The following is a 21856-nucleotide window of genomic DNA, read 5'->3' as shown; positions in this document are numbered from 1 at the left end:
AAGGACAACGCTGTTTGAAATACATGGTCTTTTATTTATCGTTTTTATTCATGGGGCGATAACATGCCAGCAGTAGGTGGAGTTTCGTGTTTGCGTTATGTGAGAGTCTAAGAGCCACGCTCTAGGTGGAGTCACAAAACATACGTTCGTGACAAGATGCTGTCATCTAACGAGTGATACAGTAAGTTTAGAAAGAGAATGAAGTCGAGGTCGATAACCTTTGCCCAGAGTATTTGATCAAAAAGTAACGGCGACGATGCATCGCGTTTTTAACGACGAAGTCGGCCATCTTTTTATGAGGAAAGATACACAGGTTCATTGCGGAGCATCCGATTGGCTTTTGGGTGCAGTCATCATGAGTAATCCCGGCTCGTATACTCCCAAATATACGGCAGGAGATTGGAATTCCTTTGTGCGCGGCGAAGGACCTGAATTGCTTCATGGTTGGGGCTATCCAGACATGACGATGCAAAATGTTATAGCGGTGCTTCAAGCAGCCTCGGCAGACTCGGGTTATGTGCTGGAAGGGAAAATCGATGTGTACAATCTTTCCGCAGTGGTTCAGCCTAATGGAGAAGATGCCGAAACATATCATAAGCATGCAGTAAACTCTCTGTCGCAACAGAATTGCGATGAATTACTGGGTGAACCTTGGATGCACTCTCAGGACAAATTCGAACACTACATATCGAACAATTGCTATCATTTTGTGATGATCGGGTTTCTGGATTCTTTTTTGATAGAAAAACAACGGCAAGTCCAACAATGGGCATCATCCCTGCCTAATGTTTTCTATGCGACAGATCATGCCGATAGATGGTCTCACCCGAGAAGATGGAGAACAGATCTTTTACTTAGAGAACAGATGATTGATAAGCTCGCACGCCATTTTCAGAATACCAAACCATCCGAAAGGAAGTTATGCCATGAGTCTCATTGATCGGGCCATCGAATTTTCCGCTTACGCCCATCGTGAGCAGACCCGCAACGGTACGGAAATCCCCTACATCAGCCACCCCTTCGCAGTCGGGCTGATCCTGCAGCAAGCCGGTTGCACTGAAGATGTCATCGCAGCCGGCATTCTCCACGACACCCTCGAAGACACAACAGTGACAGCTCACCAGTTATTAGCGGAGTTCGGCCCCGTGGTTCTGGAAATCGTGGAAGGATGCTCGGAACCGGACAAAGACGCGGCATGGGAGGATAGGAAGCAGCACACCTTACATTTTTTGAAAGAAGCGCCGCTGTCCGTCAGGTTGGTTGCTTGTGCAGACAAGCTTCATAACATTCGTTCCGTCAACAGGGATCTGGCTAAGTATAGTGAATATGCCTGGACCAGGTTCAAGCGAGGCCGCGCAAGTCAGCAATGGTACTTCACTGGACTCGTGGAAAGTCTCGGATATGCGTCCCGTTTTCCGCTGCTGGATGAGCTCGAAGATGAAGTGGAAGAGGTATTCGGTCCTCCGTTGGAATTCCCGGAATGGAAGGCACTTCGCAAGAATCAAAAGTTCATTGACCTCGCATTTGAAACGGCCTATGGAGACAAAGCCAAGATCGAAGAGAGGGAGCCGAAATTCAGACACTTTGGAGCTTCGGAACTGATCAAACGGATTCATGAACGAGCCGATCCGCTGCATCCGGAGTACAACGAGGATTTTGATGAATTAGCTGAATATTTACAAAGACGTGGAATCGAGTTTCAGTCCAACAGCGAGGGTCCTGAGATTTTGATCGGTTTTAGTACCGCGCTAAAGCGGCTGTTGAACCTGTATCCGCATGAAGTTTACCACCACTTCAAGAGGAACTTAAAGCGAGGCATATTGTAGGAAAGAGGTGTGTCAAGGGAGAGAACGGCTATACGGTGGTGGATACGGGAATCCGGTCCGAACAAGTTCTTTATAACAAACAACAAGGATCCCAATGCCGATAGCCTGCTGACGGGATTCCAATTCCAATCCACTTTCGCGTGTCTAATATTCATGGCATCTAGAGGCGAAGTGTCTTGCAGAGTGAGATACGGGCTCGTGTTGTTTTCTCGTAATTAGCCATCTAAGCGGGGGACCAAGATGTTCAAAAAAGTCGCTTTTCAGAAAAAGCTGTTTATTTCCTATTCCATTGTGGTGACATTGATTATTCTCAGTTCCTCTGTTGCATTTTATCAATACATCATCAAAACAACTGAGCGAGAAGCGATTAAAAATTTGGAACAGCATGCCATAAAGACATCGGACCAGATCAATACATTTTTCAAAACGATGGACACATGGCTTTGCAGGTCATGATAAACCCCAGAGTGATTCAAATTATGGGCGATATTAGTGAGAGTGATCCGATTGACAATTATTTCGAGAGTAATTTAGCGGCAGCCCAGGAAATGTTGACCATTCTACTTTCGATCAACGGACCCAACCTCTCCGCATCGAGAATAGGTCTTTATAATTTACGAGGTGACTACTTAAGCTTTGGAAAAATACCGGAATCACGTCAGCAAATTAATCAATTTCTGCTATCGGATCAGCTCCGTATTCAGTATGTAAAGCTGGATGAGTTAAGAGGGAAAAAGCTCATTATACCACCGCATTCTGATACATGGTCCGATGACCAGAATTATCGAATCATCTCCCTCATCCGGATGATAAAAAGCTCGTCATTGCAAAACTACGCGATTGCGCAAGTCCAACAACCTTACGAAATGCTTGCAGATCTATTAGAAGTGAATGATTTGAAGGTAATCCTCTTTTCAGAAGCCGGTGAGGTCATGGCCTCATCCGCCCGGACTAACAAGGAAGTACCCATAGATGAAATGAAAATTTATTATCATCGTGCGGCCCAGATATCGGATAACGAACAAATCGTTACTGACATGGAAAGTGGCACACAAGAAGTCATAGTCGCTGTGAGATCTGAGTTTACGAATCAGCTTTTGGTGATGGTTCAATCAAGGGACGAGTTGTTTGTCACTAAGAGGACCGCATTGGAAATATTGTTCTTTTCGGGCTTTAGTTTAGTCATCATGACCCTGATCATCACGTTTTTTATATCGCAGAGGCTGACGAAACCGTTAGTGCAACTCAGGAAATCAATGAAAAATGTCACGCTGAGCAACCTTTCCATTGATTTGGATCAAACCGGCAGCGCGAATGAGTTTACCCTGCTTTATCGTGCATTTGACGCCATGTTTAGGCGTTTGAATGAATCCATGTCCCAGGAAATCAAAGCCCACCTTCTTGCGCTGCAATCCCAAATGAATCCTCATTTTTTGTACAATATGTTAGCTGTGATAAGTTCTACCGCTGAAGAGTCCGGTAACGACAACGTGGTGAATATGTGCCATAAACTATCCCGGATGCTAAGGTATGTTTCGTCTTTCGATGAATCGGAAGCAACGATAACGAGCGAGTTGGATCACACGATCAATTATCTTTCTTTGATGAAAGAACGTTATGAAGACTATTTTTCGTTTACCATTGACGTTGATCACGAAGAGGCATCTACCGTAAAAATTCCGAAATTGATCATGCAGCCTATTGTAGAAAATAGTTTTCATCACGGCTTTCAGGAGATTACTCCTCCTTGGTTCATTCACATAAAGGTAGAAGTAAGCGATCTAATGTGGAAACTGGAAGTTTCGGATAACGGCATCGGCATTAACGACGATGCTATCCAACGGTTGCAGCAAAAAATTCGGGACACGATGCTCCACTCCTCCATCCAGGTGGACGGGTTGAAAATCGGAGGCCTCGGACTTGTGAACACGATTGTTAGATTAAAACTTCTGTACAAAGAAAAATTTGAATATCAAATCGAATCCAGTCAACCGCAAGGCGCGAAGATTACTCTCAGGGGGATGATCTGATGAGCATCCGGGTTTTGATTGTGGAAGATGAACCGCCGATTGCCAGAAGCTTAAAAAGAATGATCGAAGGGCATCACAATTCCTTCGCCGTGGTCTCAATGGCGATGAATGGACGGGAGGCCGTCGGATTTTTGGAACGGGAACAAGTGGACGTAGTCTTCACCGATATTCGTATGCCCTTGATGGATGGGATAGAATTGATGTCCCATTTGAATATCACGAATCCTGACATCCTCAAAGTCGCCATCAGCGGGCACCAAGAGTTTGAATATGCAAGAAAAGCGATACAGCATCGGGCATTCGATTACCTGTTAAAGCCAATCGCCAAGAGTGATCTCTCCGTGGTGCTGGAGAATATTTCTGATCTCACGTTTGGAAAAAGAATCGAAGATAAAAAGCGCCACTTGTATGAACTATTGAACCGCAATAAACCTTTGGAGCAGCCTGGCCTGTGGTGGCATCCCTTTTATTCGGTCGCCATTGTATGCGCCGGCCCTTATCCCCTCATTCCCGACGATAGCATGAGTCCGGCCGGAGAGTTTTGGAATGAACGTCCAGTTCTGGATGTCTTGCTCCCATTGCTTGCGGAAACGGAAGAATGTTGGGTGTTTGACGGTAAAACCAATGCGGAGAAAGTGATCGTGCTCGGCTTGCACGATAGGACCAGAGTCGATGTATTCGAGCAATATTACGGGCTGCTCTTGCTGCAAGAGGGATTGTTCGTCACCATGATGACCAGTCCGATTCTGCAGCAAGTAGGTGATCTTGGCCAGATTTGTCCGGAGCTCCGATCTGCCTTATATCAACAAACCGTTCTGGCGCACTCGCAATTTCTCGTTTGCAATTGGATCGATTTCAAAGCCAAACAGGATGTTCATTCAGGAATATTGGAGCTTCCTGACCGTGCAAACATCGAATCGATTGTTTTGGATATCGCGAGAAAAAACTGGAGAGGGGTGGATTTGGCGCTCCGGGATTTGTTATCCACATTTGCCGAATGCCGAATTCCTCAAATCGAGCTCATGCATGTATTAAGTCAAATGGCAAATCAACTCGTGTCCCGGATGCAGCGTGCTTATTCCATCACGGACTTGGATATGGATATCCGCGAAGCCGTCACGAATGCCATCCATTATGACAACTTGCGCGAGAACCTATTGAGTATTTTCGACAGTTTGTCTGAAGGAAAGAAAACCGAAGAAATTCCAAGGGTGGTCATGGAAGTAGAGTTATTCATCTCCAGGCATTATACCGAAACGATTACGAATGAGACGCTGGCCAAAAAATTTGGGTTTGTTCCCTCTTATATCAGTAAACTGTTTCGTACGTACAAAGGAATGAGTCCCTCGCAGTATCTTACGAATACGAGAATCGAGCGGGCAAAAGAATTCATGCAAAAGCAACCGGGACTCATGATGAAAGAAATCTCCGAGTTGGTCGGATTTAATGATCCGTTATACTTCAGTCGTGTCTTTCAAAAGCAAACGGGAACCCGACCGACGGATTATAAAAGTAAATGAAAGTGTTTTCATTTTGTCCATTTCATGTTTCGATATGTCCATTTATCGGAGCGGCATGATGAAATACAATTACTTTGCGGTATGATTCTCAATCTTTAAGGGGGTTCCAAAGTGCAAGTAGGAAATCGAAGAGTTAAAATGAAAGCGCTTCTTATTTTGATGCTTGCGATTCTCGTCATGGTTCTTGCCGCTTGTGGCAGTTCTAACAACGATGGCAATGCAAGTCCGTCGTCTGCGGCTGCCTCTCCAGACAGCACCCCGTCGGCTTCGACACAAGCTGCACAGGAAAAGAAAGAAGTCGTTGAGCTGGAGTTTTTTCAATTTGCTCCTGTTGTACCGGCATTCGAAGCCATTATCGCAAGATTCGAGGAAAAGTACCCGCATATTAACATTACACAGAATAATGTTCCGGATGCGCTGAAGGTTCTGGATATGCGGATGGCCTCCGGTGATGCGCCGGATCTTTTTAACCTGGGAGCTTCCGCAGCCTACCGAAATTACGTGCAAAATGGGTTGATCGTCGATCTCACGAACGAAGAGTTTATGAAGAGGGTTAATCCTACAGCGCTTGAAATGGTGGATTACGAAGGTAAGAAGTATGGAATGCCCGGTGTTTTCAACATGATTGGCATGTATTACAACAAAAAAATCTTCAACGACCTGGGTATCGATGTCCCCAAAACAAAAGATGAATTAATTGCTGCCGCAGAAAAGATCAAGGCTGCCGGAATAACTCCTTTCGTCTTCCCGGATAAAGATGTGCCGATGATCAACCGACTTGATTTTCAAGCTTATTCAGGAGTTTTCACGGATAATCCAAAACAGATTTTCCTGGATGCGATGGAGAAGAAAACGCACCTTACGGAAAGCGAAGTGTTGCGCAAGTCAGCACAGATGTATATAGATCTTCGGAAATACAGTGAAAACAGCTTAAGTATTTCCATGCAGGAAGGATTCAATCAGTTTGCAACCGGCAAAGCGGCGATGATGCCTTACATTAATTTTGCCGCTACCGTGGTCAGATCCATTAACCCGGAGTTGGAGTTTTCGGAATTTCCATTACCTGGAGATGACCCGAACGCCATAAGGGTACCGGTTGGAACCGGCTTCCAATTTGCCATATCTTCGGATTCCAAATATATCGAAGAAGCGAAAATGTTTCTCGACTTCTGGTCGCAGCCCGAAAATGCGGCGCTTTTTGAATCGAAAGAGATGTCCCCTTCGGCGATCCTGGGCGTACCAAGCACGACAAAGGAAACCGAACTGATGCGCAAGTATATTGATGAAGGGAAAACATTTCAATGGCCGGGTGAGAGGGGACATTGGTCGGTCAGCCAATTGAACGATTTTGCAACTCACGCACAAGCCTTGGCTCAGACAAAGGATGTTGACAAGTTCCTTCAATCCATTGATGCCTTGTTCTACGGAGTGAAATAATAAAGGATTTCTCGAGAGAATCCGTTAGTGTATGCCGCTTGCGGATTCTCTGCTATCACGCATGAGGCGCGTTTGAAAGGGAGGGCAACAGGTTGCAACCACTGCGCATAGGAATGTCCAAAAAAACGACCCATTTCCTGTTTACCTTACCGGGAGTTCTGGTGTTCGCGGTCTTATTTCTGGGTCCGATGTTTACGGGAATCTATTATAGTATGACTAACTGGGACGGCCTGTCGAAAAAGTACAATTTCATTTGGTTTGAAAATTATATTCAGACCTTCTCCGATGTCCGATTCATGGGGGATATCCGGTTCACACTCTCTTACACTTTTTTATTAACCTTCTTTGTAACCGTGCTTTCCTTATTATTAGCCGTGGCGCTTAATTCCCGATTGATTCGTTTCAGGAATGCTTATCGCTCCGCCTTTTTTTTTCCTGCCGTGCTCGGTTCGATTGTCGTGGGGTTGATCTGGAACCAAATCTTTTATGGCGTTATTCCGAATATAGGGAAGTTTCTGGGAATCAATGCTTTATCGACGAATCCATTGGGAAACCCTAATCTCGCGTTATACGGAATTTTATTCGTGAGTATTTGGCAGGGGATCGCCATCCCCATGGTGCTGTTCATCGCCGGACTTCAAAGCGTGCCTCAGCACTTGTACGAAGCCGCAACATTGGACGGCGCCACTATATTTCAGAAATTTCGGGATATTACATTCCCATTTCTTGTACCGGTACTCAGTGTGGTTCTGGTTTTGAAAATAAGAGCGGGTCTCACCACTTTCGAATATATCATGGCGATGACAGGCGGCGGTCCCGGCTTTTCTACTGAGTCCATAGGTTTGTTGATTTTCAAGCAAGGATTCGGAAACAACCGTTTTGGACTCGGCGCGGCGCAATCCGTATTGTTGCTCGTGGCGATCGCCCTCTTTTCCATTCTTCAATTCTCTTACCTGAACCGTAAGGGAGTCGACCAACAATGAAAATGATCTGGCCCAAAATCGGCACCCATCTCGTCATGCTGGCCGGCGTTGTTTTGATCGCTTATCCCGTCTATTTGACTTTCATTACCGCATTTAAAACACCATTGGAAGCTGCGAATAACTACTTCGCTCTCCCTGAATCTCTCACATGGATTAATTTCGAAAAACTGTTCGCGATGCCGTCCATCTGGCCGTCCATAACGAATTCAATTATCATCACGGCTATTTCGGCCATGATCATCGCCATATTGGTTCCTATGGTCTCCTATCCGATTTCAAGGAACTTTGGTCAAACCTATTATCGGATCGTATTTTATATGTTTATTTTCGGCATGTTTGTTCCCGTACAAATGCTGATGCTTCCATTGGTCAAAATGATGACCTTCTTCCATCTCACGAATCCCATCGGATTGGTGTTGGTCTATTTGTCCGGTTCGTTAATCCAAGGCGTTTTTCTTTGTGTCGGTTATTTGCGGACAGTGCCGCTCGAACTGGAAGAGGCCGCGGAGATTGACGGATGTAATGCCTGGACGGCTTTTTTTAAGGTGATTTATCCGGTCATGAGGCCGATTGTCGCCACGATTCTCATCATCAATGCATTATGGATATGGAATGAGTTCTTGCTGCCTCTCGTTCTGCTTAACAAGGATTCCTCTTATTGGACGCTCCCGTTGTTTCAATATAATTTGAATGCGAGAACCGATTTGGGTACGACCGTGCAATTTGCAGCATACGCACTAAGCATTTTTTCCGATTCTGATCCTGTATGTATTCATGCAAAAGTACATCATAAGCGGTTTAACGGAAGGTTCGTTAAAAAAGTTAATATAGGGAGATCTCCCGATGAAAAAATGTCAAGTTAGCGGTGCTAGGGTTAAATCACGGCTACAAATTGGTGTCGGTGAGGATGCTCTTGAAACTTTAAAGGTGATTAATGCGATTAAACAGTCAGCTAGTCAAGGGCACAAAATTCATATTTCTTGACTAAAAAATTCAATAGTTAGGAGTGGCTGGCGAAATGCAAACAGCTGTCGAATGTACAAGTAGTGGTGTTGTATTACGAGGAATGCTCCACGCACCGGATCATATCACGGGGAAGTCACCAGCAGTGATCCTCTTCCATGGTTTTACCGGTTCCAAGACGGGTGCTCAGTTCGTTTTTGTGGAACTCTGCAGACGGTTAGAAAAGAAAGGAATTGCAAGCGTTCGTTTTGATTTCTCCGGGAGCGGAGAAAGCGACGGTGATTTCATGGGAACGACCCTGACAAGTCAATTATCGGACGCTAGTAATATTTTGGACTACGTTCGATCGCTTGATTTTGTCGACAAAGAAAAAGTGATGATCCTGGGCATGAGTCTGGGAGGTGTAATTGCCAGTCTTCTCGCAGCTGATCGCAAAGATGAGATCCATGCATTATGTTTATGGTGTCCCGCTGCAATCGTTGTCCAGGATTTGAAAGAAGGGAAGCTGCAAAACATCGACATCAGCCATCTCGATAATTGGGAATACATCGATGTTCGCGGTTTAAAGCTTGGCAAGGATTTTGTAAATGATGCTTTGTGTTGGGATATTTATGCCACCGCTTCGTATTACAACAAAAATGTGCTGCTGATCCACGGTGATCAAGATGATCTTGTCCCGATCAGTGTGTCGGAGAAATATTTAGAGACCTATGGGCAAAAGGCAGAATTAAAGGTTGTCCCGGGAGCAGGCCACACTTACGAAAGCGTCGGTTGGAGAAATCAATTATTGGATCATACGCTGGATTTCTTCAACAGGAATTTGACCCGAAGATAGGGAGGTGAGGGTCTGTGTCTATTTCGCTGGAGCTCCTGCGTCGGTTTGATTGGCGATCATTCTCCCAAAAGAAAACGATCCCTTTTTTTCACCCAACCCACTCCCGCTTGCGGATGAACGCCTTGACGCATTATAAATCTCATCTTTCTCATGGATCACATAATACAAAAACTGCTGGGAATTGAAGGGATATAATGCTATCGAATTCGGAGGAACGGTAAATGCGTACTCAGGTAGGGATTATAGGAGCGGGTCCTGCGGGGCTTCTGCTTTCTCATCAACTTCATCAGATGGGAATCGAATCCGTCATTGTGGAGAACCGAACCCAGGCTGAAATCGAAGGGACGATTCGCGCGGGGGTTCTAGAGCAAGGAACCGTCGACCTTATGAACCGTCTGGGCGTCGGCTCCCGGTTGATGAAGGAAAGCTATTTTCACGAAGGGTTTGAGCTTCGCTTCAAGGGAAAGGGCCATCGGATCAACGTTCATGAGCTGACAGGCGGCAAATACGTGACCGTGTATGCGCAGCATGAAGTGATCAAGGATTTGGTGGACGCGCGCCTGCGGCAGGGCGGCGCCATTCATTTTAACGTCGGAGAAGTCAGCTTGCACGATTTGGACAGCGAGTTGCCGAAGATCCGTTTTCGCCAAGATAAAGAAGGAGAGCTTCAGGAACTTGTGTGCGACTATATTGCCGGCTGTGACGGCTTCCATGGTCCGAGCCGCCCGGCCATTCCGCATTCCTTGCGTACCGAGTACCAGAAGATTTATCCGTTCGGCTGGCTCGGCATTTTGACAGAAGCGCCAGTGTCCTCTCCTGAACTAATTTATTCGAACCACGAACGGGGATTTGCCTTGCTAAGCACCCGTTCTTCGAAAATTCAGCGTCTATATCTCCAAGTCGATGCGAAGGATGACATCGCCAATTGGTCCGATGACCGGATTTGGTCCGAGCTGCATAACCGCCTGGAAACCAAAGAAGGTTTCCGTCTGATCGAAGGTCCCATCTTCCAGAAAGGCATTGTCTCCATGCGCAGCTTCGTGTGCGATCCGATGCAGTACGGAAAGCTGTTCCTGGCGGGAGACGCCGCGCACATCGTACCGCCGACGGGAGCCAAGGGATTAAACCTGGCGGCATCGGACGTCCAATACCTCGCCCGCGGACTCGATGCCTACTATAAGAGGGGGCAGACGGAGCTATTGGAAAGGTACACGGACGTATGTTTGAGGCGGGTATGGAAAGCAGAACGCTTCTCGATGGTCATGACGACGATGCTCCACCGCAATCATGACCATTCACCGTTTGAACGCCAAATTCAATTGGCGGAACTGGATTATGTCACTTCGTCCCGCGCCGCTTCGGTCAGCCTGGCCGAGAATTATGTGGGCTTACCGATGGAATATCATTGAATGAACAAAGCGAACTTTCTCGAAGAAGAAGATCGCTTTTGTGCTGCTGATGAGAGCGTACTAACGATGATAATTCGCTCTGCGTCGAATGGCTGGGGGGAATGGGATTTTGACAAGGGACTGCCTAATGAAACAAATAGAGCTGCTTGATATCAAGATTCCCGCCGACCTTGCCAGTCCTGAAGGCACTTTGAAAAAAATTTAAAACTTGAAATTAAAGGTCTTTTCAATCAATTATGAGGACGAGATAAAAGCGATCGAAGAATTGTCGGCGATCATTGACTGAGTGATAAGCAAACAAATACGCTCAATCGACGCTTTACGACAAATAACTCCAATGATAATATGATGAAGGTAGTCCATATATAACCAATTTAAGGGGCAAAAGTCGCAGATGAAGATTAAACTAGGATTGCTGATCATGATTGTTGGTTTTATTTTGGCGGGGTGTAATAAAGAGGAAGCTCTTGTTAACCAAGAACCGCAGTATCAGGAAGACCCAAGCGTCAAGATTGCCAAAGACGAAGTCGTCCTTTTCGCGGCCGGGGCTGACGCCAAGCTTGACACCGGGGATTTGTACCTCGTGAAGAATGGTGCGAATAAAGAAAAAATTTCCTCAGAGGTCATCCGCGATCAATTTATCTACCTTTACAATACCAAAGTGGCATTGTTTCTGGATAAAGATAACAACCTGATGATGAAAGAAAAAGACAAGGAAGAGGTACAGCTTTCGACCGACGTTTATCCGGATTCTGTCACCTTCTCGAAGTCTGAGTCCGCCATTTTGTACCTGAAAACCACTGTCAGCAAGAACTTTGAGTCGGAAACCGGCGATCTGTATCTGTCAGTGATTGGCGGAGAAAAGGAAAAGATCGCTTCCGATGTGAAACGAAACGCCTACCAGATCTCCGTGGACGGGACGACGGTTACATACTTAACGAAGGACGGCTCACTGTACCGCAAAGAATCCAAGGCTGCGGACAAGGAGAAGATCGGATCGGATGTGGTTTATTTCCTGACCAGCCCGGACGGGAAGACGACGGTCTTCGACAACTCGGAAGGCAATTTCTACATCAAGAAGGCCGCCGCTGTGGACAAGGAACGAATGGATGCCGACAAGATCGGCGAAGCGCTCTACTCCCGTGACAGCCAACTGTTCGTTTACCTTGACGAATACAGGGAAGAAACTTCCAAGGGCGAGTTGGTCGTGCTCAAGGACGGATACGCCAAATCGAAGATCGGTTCGGACGTCACCGATTATAAGCTGACGGACATGGGATACGAGCTTTATTTTCTGAATGAAGATAAAGGGCTGTACGTGAAGAATCTCAAAGACCCTGTCGAACCGAAGACGAAAGAAAAGAAAGCGGAAGCATCCGCAGCTCCGACGCTCAAAACCCTCAATCCGGAAGAACACCGCAAGCTAGACGACGACATTGTCTCGTTCGACGTGGCGCCGGACGGAAGCAGCATCATTTTTACCGATACGGACGGAAATCTGTTCCTGAAGAGAACAGGGGAGCAAAAGTCCAAAATCGGCAGCGGCGTGAAGGAATCGCGTTTATACAATAAGATCGTGGTGTTCCTGGACGAGGAGAAGAATTTGTACTCGATCGATCTCTCTCCAGCCGCAACGGAAAGCGCAAGCGCCAGCCCGGAACCGAAAAAGAAAGACGAACCATCGGACGCTCCGGCAGCAGACGTTCCCGCAACACCTGTGAAAGAGAAGAAGAAGCTGGCCGAGCAGGTGGAATCTTATGCCATCGACTCCAGCCTCCAATATTTGACCTATAAAACGAAATCCGGAGAGCTGTTCCTGATCATGAATGGGAAGGCGCCGGTTAAACTGGTGGAAAAGTCGGACGAGTATAATACGATTCATTTTCTGGGTCGCAAGATCCATGAGAAGCTGATCGGCATCGGACAGATGACGGGCAGTTGGAAAGGCGAGGACGAGGAATCGACCTGGTATTTGGAAATCACGAAAGATAAGAAGTTCAAGTACTACGACGACAATGGAGAGGGACAGGAAGTTCCGTTCACACTGGAGAACGCCACCCCTCACCAGGTCGATGTGGTCTTCACACCGGATTCTGACGATATGTTCATCTGGCAGTACGAAAACAAGGACACCTTCCTCCATCGCGGAGTCGGAGAGGCGGCCGAAACCGGGGATACCAAGTATGTCCGGGTCACTCCTGAAGAAGTGAAGAAAGTAATGAAACAGAGGCAGGCGGATGCCGAGAAGAAACGAAAGATGCAGGCCAAGATTGATCAAGCGACGGCGCTTGGTGACAACGTGAAATACACGTACTTGTACGATTACGCGGGGGCGACGGTGTATCACGACCCATCCACATCGAATCAAGCGGGAACGCTGGGTTCCTATAACGAACTGTATGTGAAGGACACCTACGTGGATGAAAATGGCGTGCTCTGGTGCCAATCCAACGTTTATTTCAGTGACATCGGCCAATCTTACGATGTTTGGTTCAAATATTAATTACACTAGGGGACTGGCTTCGGGCAGTCCCTTTTGTATGATGACAAAAGGAGCATTTTCATGAACGCATACGATACAGCAGCAAGATGGTACGAGAAAGCTCGCGGCAGCGAGGACTCATTCGACAAATTCATCAGCGTGTGGATTTCTTTTAATGCTTTGTATGGGGACGAGCCTGTAGATCGGGAAGGAGAGAAAATCAGCCGGCTCGTGGCAAGGATCCGTCCCGAAATCGCGCAGGCGATTCTCAATCTGCCTGAGGTGGATTACTTTTGCACGCTTCAGCCTCCGGTCCAGTATCTGAATGTCAGAGGCGAAGTATCGGATACAAAAGGAGCCAGGCAACGGTTGATCCGTTACCGCCAGCAACAGCCCGTCGTTGCACTTGAAAACTTACTGCAGATTCTCAATAAAGTTCGGAACAACCTTTTTCATGGTTCCAAAAAAATCAACCGCACGCGCGATATAGATATCGTAAGAAACGCATATCCGATTGTTAGCAGAGTTGTGGAAAGCTATTTTCGGGTCGAACCTGTTAACAACAACATCGCGGTTCTTCAATCCGCGGTGGAACAAATTCAGACGACCGCCGAATCGCTTAAACAAGGGTATAACATGATTCCAAAGGACAGATCGAATCCAGTCGCGATACTCCTCGAACACGATGATTTAGGTCACCTCTTATTCGTCCCTCCGAACCATCCGGAGAAGCTGAGGGAAGCTCAACAGAAGTTGATCGCCAGATACGAAGTTAACAAACCGGAATTGTTCAAGGAAATCGATGAAATCATGTATTTTGTCAAAGACAAAATCGACAAGGCGATCCGCAACGGCTGTCAACCGGAGGAACTCAAGTCATTAAAACAAGAGTTCGCCGGACTTCAAAACAAGTATAGAGACAAAGGTTACGACATTCATTAAACGAAACAAGCTGACTCCGGTTGATACCGGAGTCAGCTTTCATTTTGCTTGTAATCCAATTGACAGGGTGTCTGCCTAACTACCGCTTCGCCTTATAAAACTCATGATAAAGCTTCATGAGCGCCCTCTTCTCAATCCTTGAAACATAAGAGCGGGAAATCCCCAGCTCCCTTGCAATCTCGCGCTGTGTGCGTTCGTCTCCGACCCCGTCCAACCCGAAGCGGCCTCGTATAACCTCCTGTTCACGATCATCGAGAATGTCCAGATTGCGGTAAATTTTGCTTTTTTCAATTTTTAGCTGCACCTGTTCAACGACTTCATCGGGTTCCGTCCCTAGAATATCCTGCAAGGTAATCTCGTTGCCTTCTTTGTCGGTACCGATCGGGTCGTGGAGGGAGACGTCTTTTCGCGTTTTTTTCAGGGATCGCAAATGCATAAGTATTTCATTCTCTATACAGCGGGCGGCGAATGTGGCGAGTTTGGTGCCTTTGTTCGGCTGGAAGCTTTCAATTGCTTTGATCAGCCCGATCGTTCCGATGGAAATGAGATCTTCGAGATCCTCTCCGGTGTTATCGAATTTCTTCACAATGTGGGCGACAAGCCGCAAGTTGTGCTCGATCAGCAAATTGCGGGACACGGGGTTGCCTTCAGCAAGTCTTTGCAGGTGCAAAGCTTCTTCTTGGTCGGTCAGCGGCTGCGGGAATGCGTTGTTTTTGACATAGGAGACAAGCAAAGACAGCTGCTTCAGGAACAGGGCAATCGATGTAATAAAACCGGGCACGGGAAGGTCACCTCCGGCAGTAGGGTCAACGTGCAAAGAAAGCATTACCATTCTATGTGGTTAAACGCCTAATCGTGCTAGTTCCATCGGATAAGAAATAAAGTTATCGAATGCTGACAGCCATATTTGGGAAATAATGAACCCGACGAATTTGATCTTTTCGGAGGTGATCGTGTGGCGGTGAAAAGCGGCGGCAAAAAACCGGCGTATAAACCCGTGTCGATGTCAGCCAAGGAGTATAAGGCTTTCGCTAAATCCAGGGAACCGGCTCGGGCGGTGCCAGGCAACTGTTTGAAAGCTTTTCTGGTGGGAGGGACCATATGCCTGATCGGTCAGGGCATTCAGCAGTTCTATATGACCGTGTTCGATATGCCCACACGTCAGGCGGCAAGTCCGACGGTGGCGACGCTCGTCTTTATTTCCGTGGTGCTGACCGCTTTGGGTGTCTACGATAAAATCGCGCAGTGGGCCGGAGCAGGATCGGCCGTTCCCGTTACGGGTTTTGCGAATTCGATGTCTTCAGCTGCAATCGAGCATCGCAGTGAAGGCTTGGTTCTTGGCGTGGGTGCGAAAATGTTTAAGTTAGCCGGTTCCGTAGTTGTGTTCGGCGTTGTTGCCGCATTTTTTGTCGGTATCATCCACTGGCTGCTGGACCTTACGCTTGGAGGACGATAGGATGCTCACCGGAAAAAGAACATGGATGTACCCGAAACCGCCCGTCATTATTGCGACCGGCACAGTGGTCGGGCCTGACGAGGGCAAGGGGCCGCTGGCCAACGATTTCGATCTCATTCATTCCGACTACGAAATCGGACAGTCAACCTGGGAGAAATCCGAGCGGGTACTGCTCGAGCAGGCGGCAGAGATCGCGCTGCAGCATGCGCAAATCAGCCAGCAGCAGCTTAATTTCTTCGTCGGCGGCGACCTGATGAATCAGATCATCAGCAGCACCTTCGCTGCCCGCAAGATGGCCGTGCCGTATCTCGGAGTTTTCGCGGCCTGTTCCACCTCGATGGAGTCGCTGGCGCTCGCTTCCTTGATCGTGGCCTCCGGCGGGGCGAAATATGCGATGGCCGGGACTTCGAGCCATAACTGTACGGCGGAGAAGCAGTTTCGGTATCCGACGGAGTACGGTTCGCAAAAGCCGCCGACCGCGCAGTATACGATTACCGGAGCGGGTACGGCCATTGTCGCGCAGAAGGGTGAGGGACCCGTAATTACCGCCGCGACCATCGGCAAAATTATGGATCTTGGAATTAAAGACCCGTTCAATATGGGTGCGGCAATGGCTCCGGCGGCTGTCGATACGATCCAGGGCCACCTTGAAGACACCGGCAGAGAGCCTGGATATTACGACATGATCGTAACCGGGGACCTCGCCAATGTCGGGCATCCGATTGCGACGGAGATGCTCCAGCGTAACGGAGTGCCGATTGAATCCACGCAATTTATGGACGCCGGCCTGATGATCTATGACCGGGAGAAGCAGGCGGTGCAAGCCGGAGGAAGCGGATGCGCTTGTTCGGCGGTCGTGACGTACGGCCACCTGCTCAAAAGGATCAAGGCTGGAGAACTGAAGCGCATCCTTGTGGTCGCCACCGGCGCGCTCCTCAGTCCGCTGTCGTATCAACAGGGAGAGTCCATTCCGTGCATTGCCAACGCAGTGGCCATTGAGGCGCAGGACAATAATGGGCGAAAGGGGGCGCTGTAATGCAGGACGTCTGGACATATATGACGGGCGGAAGTACGGGAATGCAGTATTTTTGGGCTTTTGTGGTGGGCGGCGCTTTCTGTGTCGTTGGACAGCTGATGCTTGATGTAGGCCGGATGACGCCGGCGCACGTGATGTCTACGCTTGTCGTGGTGGGCGCAATAATCGACGGCATCGGATGGTATGACCCTTTGATCGATTTCGCCGGCGCAGGGGCGTCGGTTCCGATCACCAGCTTCGGCAACTCGCTCGTTCATGGAGCGCTGCAGGAGCTGGAGCGGGACGGTCCGATCGGCGTTATTACCGGAATCTTCGAGGTGACGAGCGCGGGAATTTCCGCAGCGATTATCTTCTCGTTCCTCGCCGCCTTGGTCGTGCGTCCGAAGGGTTGATATACGGCTTTCCAAGCCGACAGCCAATTCCGATTCCGGGTTTGGCTGTTTTTCGTTTACCATCTTAGCCAAATTCCGGTATAATGAGGTGATTAATAAAAATATAAAACCAAAGGTCCATAGGAGGAAAACGGCAATGGATCATCACGGAGCGATGCAATTGTTGGATCAAATACGACGCAATATGGAATCTTGCATTTACGGGAAGAAAGATGAGATCGCTTGGATGCTGACCGCGATGCTCGCGGGCGGACATGTGCTGATCGAGGACGTGCCGGGCACCGGCAAGACGCAAATGGTGAAAGCGCTCGCTTTATCCGTCGGCGGTATTTTTCATCGGATTCAATGCAATCCCGATTTGCTGCCTACGGACATTACCGGCGTTTCGATTTACCATCCGAAGCTGGAACAATTCGTATTTCGTCCCGGCCCGATCATGGCCAACATGCTGCTGACGGATGAAATCAACCGCGCAACGACCAAGACGCAATCGGCGCTTCTGGAGGCCATGGAAGAAAGGCGGGTATCCGTCGACGGCGAGACCCATACGCTTCCGCAGTGTTTTATGTTATTCGCCACGCAAAACCCGATAGAGTTCGAAGGTACATACAGTTTGCCCGAAGCCCAATTAGACCGTTTTCTGATGAAAATCAAGCTCGGCTATCCGGATGAAGCTTCGGAAAAGCGTCTTGTCCTGGAGCCCTCCGCCAGCCGGGCTGCCGAGGCTTTGACCGCTGTCGCCACCGTGGAAGATGTCGCTGAGCTGCAGCGGCAGGCGGAAGGCATCCATCTGGAAACTACCGTTGCCGATTATCTCATATCGTTGATTCGCGGCACTCGGCATCACCCCGGCATCCTGCTTGGCGCTAGCCCCCGGGCTGCGGTTGCTCTTGCCTCGGCAGCCAAAGCTTACGCGTTCCTGAACCACCGCTCATTCGTTCTGCCCGATGACGTTAAGGCGATGGCTCCGCTTGTTCTCGGACACAGGCTCCATCTTCGCTCGGAAGCTCGTATGCAAGGGGTAACGACGGTCCAAATCCTGCAAGAGGTTATTCGCCTGTTGCCTGTGCCTGTCGGAATGGAGCGTTAATTATGAGTCGGCTGTACCTGCCTCGCGCTTGGTGGTTAAGCACCGGTCTGTATTTGGCGTCGGTCTTTTATTTACTTTTTCAAGGCGGCAAAACTTCTCTCATGCTTTTCGTCATTTTTAACGCGCTTGTGCTCTATCTGATTCTTGGCCGGTGGAGCGGGATCGCAGGCATTCAAGGTGCCCGCACCGTGCAGCTCAGAGAAGGTCAGTCCGCGCTTCTCACCGCCGGCATGAGGTTAACCGTGAATTTGCAGATTCAGATACCCGGCTTCTGGCCTCTTCCTTATATTATTGTCCGTGAGAAACTCGCCCGCTTGAACAGCGGAGACAACCAATTGTACGAAGTGTCGGTGGTGCCGGATTATCGCCGTAAAGGTGAAATCCAGTTTGAATCCGCTCCTCTAAGACGCGGCCGATATCAATTTCAGACGACGGATTGCTCGACGCGGGATATTTTCGGATTGCTCGAGCACCGGGGTACCTTTTATCAGCCTATGGATATTCAAGTGGTGCCTCGCAGCATTCAATTGAAAGACTGGCAGTTGATCCGCCGTTCGGAGCGGGGAATGTTTCAGCATACGTATACGTCGCGATGGGCAAGGGAAACCACCCAGATCGACGGGGTCAGGGAGTACATACACGGAGACAGGCTGTCCAGAATCCACTGGAACGCCACCGCCAAGACCGGGGAGTGGAAATCCAAGGAGTTCGAGCGTGAAGCGCTGCCCCGGGTGGTGTTCGTACTGGATCGCAACGCCGCCGCTTATTCTAGGGCAGATCAATTCGAATTGGCAGTATCCGTAGCCGCCTCCGTAGTGGAACTGTCGATCTTGAAGGGGATGCCTGTCGGTTTTGTGTCCGCAGGAGAACGTTCCTATTGGTTCGGAGAAGGAAGATCGCATGTGACCCGTGAAGAGATTTTGCAGCATCTGGTCGATGTAGAGCCGGATGGAGCGCAGACGATGGGTGATCTTCTATGCCAGGTAGCGGAGCGTTACGAACCGGGCATTCACATCGTCATGATCGGCGCCTCCACCGAACATCCCGCACTGTCAACGGCTGTCAATGCGATAAGCGCGAAGCGCATGGTGCCGAGTGTCATCCACATTGCTGATCCGCATGCGGATCAGCTTGATGCGCCGAGACTTCGGAAGTGGCAGCTATGGTGCCAGTCGAAGGACTGGGACTTTTGCTCGGTGAACCAATTGGACAAATTGCCGCAAGCATTGGGGGTGGGCGCTTGAGGTCCCGCATCTCCGGCTTTTACTGGCACAATCTCGTATTGGAACGGCTTCCCCGGCTTTTTGCGCTGGTCATCGTATTGCAGTTGATTCAGTGCTTTCAGGGCTACTGGTGGGAAGAAACATATTCTATCGTTTACGCTGCTTTAACGGTCACGGCTTTGTTGGAACTGCTGTTCACCAGAGGGTTACTGTGGCGGTTTGTCGTACAATGCGCGGCTGCCGTGATTTTCGTAATTGCAAAAACACCTTTCGTGTGGGCCGGCTGGCCTGAAAGCTGGCGGGTCTGGGAGCAAGTTCGCGCATTTGCCGTCTTTCATGGGGAGCAGCTTCATCCGTTCATCGAGATTGCCGTGATCACAGTAATACTCGTGCATCTGATGGCCTTATTCGGCAAAAACCGTTCAGGCGCGATTTTTGTGATCGTAACTTCCATTGCCGTGATGGCAGCCTTCGATTCATTTTTCCCGTTGGAGCTTTGGCACAATATCGCGTGGATCGTGACGATGGGTCTGTCGTGGCTCGTTATCCTTCATTTAAGCCAGCTTCGCGCACGCCATCCGGAAAGCTGGTATTCCTTGGCCCAAAGGCCGTTTGATATCGCCGTGCCGGCTGTGCTTATCATTTCGCTGGTGCTGCTGAGCGGTGTGTTCATGCCTCGCGCGCCTGTGCTGCTGGAAGACCCTTACACGATCTGGACGGAAGCGCAAGGACGGGAAGTGCCCAGCTTCGCAGGAGAAGGCGGGGTTCTAACCAGCAGCGGGGGAGGTTCCGGCTCATCCCAATCCGGTTACAGCAGGGACGACCGAACGATCGGAGGCGGATTTGAATTCGATTTCTCTCCCGTGATGACCGTGACAACGTCTGAACGCAGCTATTGGCGGGGGGAATCGAAGGCCGTATATACGGGCAAAGGTTGGGGAGACCGTAGAAACCCGGAATTATTTCCGTTCGCATTCGGCGAGAAGCCTTCCTTACCGATTGTTCCGCCCCGGGCCGACGGTGTGCAGACGAAGCAGGTCGTCCAGACGGTCAAAATTTTGCGCAAGGATAAGCTTCCGGTGCTTTTCGCAGCGGGCCCGGCCTCAACTTTAACCGATCTCAAAAGCGACAATAACAGCGGATTGCTGTGGAACCCCGAGGAATAGGGAGCTGCGCTGGAATAAGGCGGCCGCGGTCGAGTCTTACTCCGTCGTTTCCGAGGTCGCTGTGTTGGATGAAGCGGCATTGCGCAATGCCGGACCTGCCAAAATCTTTAATGCCGAAACGTATTTGCAGCTTCCGGACAGCTTGCCGGAACGTGTTCGCAATTTGGCGAGGGAGCAGACGGCAGGCTTAACGAATGATTATGATCGGGCCAAAAAGCTGGAGAAATATTTAAAAGAGACATTCCCCTACACCAATTCTCCGGATGTAGGCAAACAGGTGAGCAAAGATGTGGTGGATGCGTTCCTTTTTGAAATCCAAGAGGGTTATTGCGACTACTTCTCAACATCTTTCGTGGTCATGGCTCGCTCCATCGGATTACCGACTCGCTGGGTCAAAGGGTACGCTACAGGCTTCGACCCCGCCTCGGTCATCGACCGGCTGAATCCCGCGCGCGACGAAACGGCGAATATAGCCGGGGCGGGTACCTATACGGTGCGCAATGCTGACGCTCACTCTTGGGCTGAGGTTTATTTCGAAGGGTACGGCTGGATTCCGTTCGAGCCGACCTCCGGGTTTAGCGTGCCGCAGCCTCGCACCGAACCGGAAGCGGTAGAGCCGGATACGGAACAGCCGGTGGATGCGGCACCGGTTACGCCGGGGAGCAGCGGAGCAATAACTGGCTTGTTACTGCCGGCATCGGCGGCGTGCTTCTGATTGCGGTTGCTGCCTATCTGATTTACCGGCGCGGCGGGATGGGAGATATATGGCACCGCGTCCGCTACTATGGAGCGACACCGAATCAAAGGGTCGTCCGCGAGATGGACAAATTGCTCTCCTTCCTCAAACGGAGGGGATTAAAAAGGGAATCGCACGAGACGATCAGAGAAACGTTCTCCCGGTGGACCGGAACGTTCAGTTCGCTCAGGTCCGATTTTGACGGGATCTTGGCGACTTTCGAACAAGTGCGTTACGGACATCAGACCGCGGACGACCGCGTGTTACAGGAATTTACCGCGGCAGCGGCCAAAATCCGCAAGGCATTATAAGCTGCAAACAAACGGGAAA

21 protein-coding genes are annotated in these 21856 nt (G+C 49.3%); 20 read left to right on the top strand and 1 reads right to left on the bottom strand.

The genetic code is table 11. The annotated features are described in order from the left end of the window. The first annotated feature begins 220 nt into the window (after positions 1-220). The 12 genes from SD71_RS00275 (at position 221) to SD71_RS00220 (ending at position 14427) form a co-directional block, all read left to right on the top strand. On the top strand, positions 221-940 hold the full coding sequence (locus tag SD71_RS00275) for a hypothetical protein (protein WP_041058267.1): 720 nt from the start codon (positions 221-223) through the stop codon (positions 938-940). Continuing rightward, a complete protein-coding gene (locus SD71_RS22735) occupies positions 927-1826 on the top strand; it encodes an HD domain-containing protein (protein WP_082033947.1) in 900 nt (299 codons plus the stop codon). Before SD71_RS00275 ends, SD71_RS22735 begins: the two co-directional genes overlap by 14 nt. A gap of 240 nt (positions 1827-2066) precedes the next feature. After that, a complete protein-coding gene (locus SD71_RS00265; RefSeq protein ID WP_041058264.1) occupies positions 2067-2282 on the top strand; it encodes a hypothetical protein in 216 nt (71 codons plus the stop codon). A 23-nt stretch (positions 2283-2305) separates the two neighbouring features. Continuing rightward, on the top strand, positions 2306-3856 hold the full coding sequence (locus SD71_RS00260) for a sensor histidine kinase (protein ID WP_041058261.1): 1551 nt from the start codon (positions 2306-2308) through the stop codon (positions 3854-3856). Further along, entirely contained in the window at positions 3856-5376 is a 1521-nt protein-coding gene (locus tag SD71_RS00255; protein WP_041058258.1) for a response regulator, read from the top strand. Before SD71_RS00260 ends, SD71_RS00255 begins: the two co-directional genes overlap by 1 nt. 111 nt (positions 5377-5487) lie before the next feature. Continuing rightward, positions 5488-6813: an ABC transporter substrate-binding protein gene (locus tag SD71_RS00250; RefSeq protein WP_041058256.1), complete on the top strand. Its 1326-nt coding sequence runs from the start codon at positions 5488-5490 to the stop codon at positions 6811-6813. Between the two features lie 92 nt (positions 6814-6905). After that, a complete protein-coding gene (locus tag SD71_RS00245; protein WP_200889528.1) occupies positions 6906-7796 on the top strand; it encodes a carbohydrate ABC transporter permease in 891 nt (296 codons plus the stop codon). Beyond that, the gene (locus tag SD71_RS00240; protein WP_052475797.1) at positions 7793-8659 is read left to right on the top strand and encodes a carbohydrate ABC transporter permease; all 867 of its coding nucleotides are present in this window, start codon (positions 7793-7795) and stop codon (positions 8657-8659) included. Before SD71_RS00245 ends, SD71_RS00240 begins: the two co-directional genes overlap by 4 nt. A gap of 155 nt (positions 8660-8814) precedes the next feature. Further along, complete coding sequence (locus tag SD71_RS00235) at positions 8815-9594, top strand: alpha/beta hydrolase (protein WP_041058250.1); 780 nt, start codon at positions 8815-8817, stop codon at positions 9592-9594. A 221-nt stretch (positions 9595-9815) separates the two neighbouring features. Continuing rightward, complete coding sequence (gene pobA / locus SD71_RS00230; protein WP_041058247.1) at positions 9816-11003, top strand: 4-hydroxybenzoate 3-monooxygenase; 1188 nt, start codon at positions 9816-9818, stop codon at positions 11001-11003. Between the two features lie 394 nt (positions 11004-11397). Then, positions 11398-13506 (top strand): hypothetical protein, encoded by a 2109-nt coding sequence (locus tag SD71_RS00225; RefSeq protein WP_041058244.1) that lies wholly within the window; start codon positions 11398-11400, stop codon positions 13504-13506. A 60-nt stretch (positions 13507-13566) separates the two neighbouring features. After that, positions 13567-14427 carry a HEPN domain-containing protein gene (locus tag SD71_RS00220; protein WP_041058241.1) on the top strand — a complete coding sequence of 287 codons (861 nt, stop codon included), beginning with the start codon at positions 13567-13569 and terminating at the stop codon, positions 14425-14427. A 79-nt stretch (positions 14428-14506) separates the two neighbouring features. On the opposite strand, the gene sigK is transcribed toward SD71_RS00220, so the two are convergent. Further along, positions 14507-15208 carry an RNA polymerase sporulation sigma factor SigK gene (sigK, locus tag SD71_RS00215; RefSeq protein ID WP_041058238.1) on the bottom strand — a complete coding sequence of 234 codons (702 nt, stop codon included), beginning with the start codon at positions 15206-15208 and terminating at the stop codon, positions 14507-14509. Between the two features lie 174 nt (positions 15209-15382). Here sigK and spoVAC point away from each other — a divergent pair, with 174 nt between their 5' ends. The 8 genes from spoVAC to SD71_RS00180 all read left to right on the top strand — a co-directional run bounded on the left by spoVAC (position 15383) and on the right by SD71_RS00180 (position 21837). Beyond that, a complete protein-coding gene (spoVAC, locus tag SD71_RS00210; RefSeq protein WP_041058235.1) occupies positions 15383-15883 on the top strand; it encodes a stage V sporulation protein AC in 501 nt (166 codons plus the stop codon). Between the two features lies 1 nt (position 15884). Beyond that, positions 15885-16919 (top strand): stage V sporulation protein AD, encoded by a 1035-nt coding sequence (spoVAD, locus tag SD71_RS00205; protein ID WP_041058232.1) that lies wholly within the window; start codon positions 15885-15887, stop codon positions 16917-16919. Positions 16920-16960: 41 nt separating this feature from the next. Beyond that, on the top strand, positions 16961-17311 hold the full coding sequence (gene spoVAE, locus SD71_RS00200; RefSeq protein WP_041059536.1) for a stage V sporulation protein AE: 351 nt from the start codon (positions 16961-16963) through the stop codon (positions 17309-17311). Positions 17312-17447: 136 nt separating this feature from the next. Continuing rightward, entirely contained in the window at positions 17448-18401 is a 954-nt protein-coding gene (locus tag SD71_RS00195; RefSeq protein ID WP_041058229.1) for an AAA family ATPase, read from the top strand. 2 nt (positions 18402-18403) lie between these two features. Next, a complete protein-coding gene (locus SD71_RS00190; protein ID WP_041058226.1) occupies positions 18404-19645 on the top strand; it encodes a DUF58 domain-containing protein in 1242 nt (413 codons plus the stop codon). Then, positions 19642-20790 carry a hypothetical protein gene (locus tag SD71_RS21715; protein ID WP_052475796.1) on the top strand — a complete coding sequence of 383 codons (1149 nt, stop codon included), beginning with the start codon at positions 19642-19644 and terminating at the stop codon, positions 20788-20790. Before SD71_RS00190 ends, SD71_RS21715 begins: the two co-directional genes overlap by 4 nt. A 64-nt stretch (positions 20791-20854) precedes the next feature. Beyond that, positions 20855-21505: a transglutaminase-like domain-containing protein gene (locus SD71_RS21710; RefSeq protein ID WP_052475795.1), complete on the top strand. Its 651-nt coding sequence runs from the start codon at positions 20855-20857 to the stop codon at positions 21503-21505. After that, positions 21496-21837, top strand: a complete 342-nt coding sequence (locus SD71_RS00180; protein ID WP_041058223.1) for a DUF4129 domain-containing protein — start codon at positions 21496-21498, stop codon at positions 21835-21837. The genes SD71_RS21710 and SD71_RS00180 overlap by 10 nt, the downstream gene beginning before the upstream one ends. Positions 21838-21856 lie beyond the last annotated feature (19 nt).

This window comes from Cohnella kolymensis (genome assembly GCF_000829465.1).
GTDB lineage: Bacteria > Bacillota > Bacilli > Paenibacillales > Paenibacillaceae > Cohnella > Cohnella kolymensis.
This window is presented reverse-complemented; position numbering and strand designations above follow the sequence as displayed.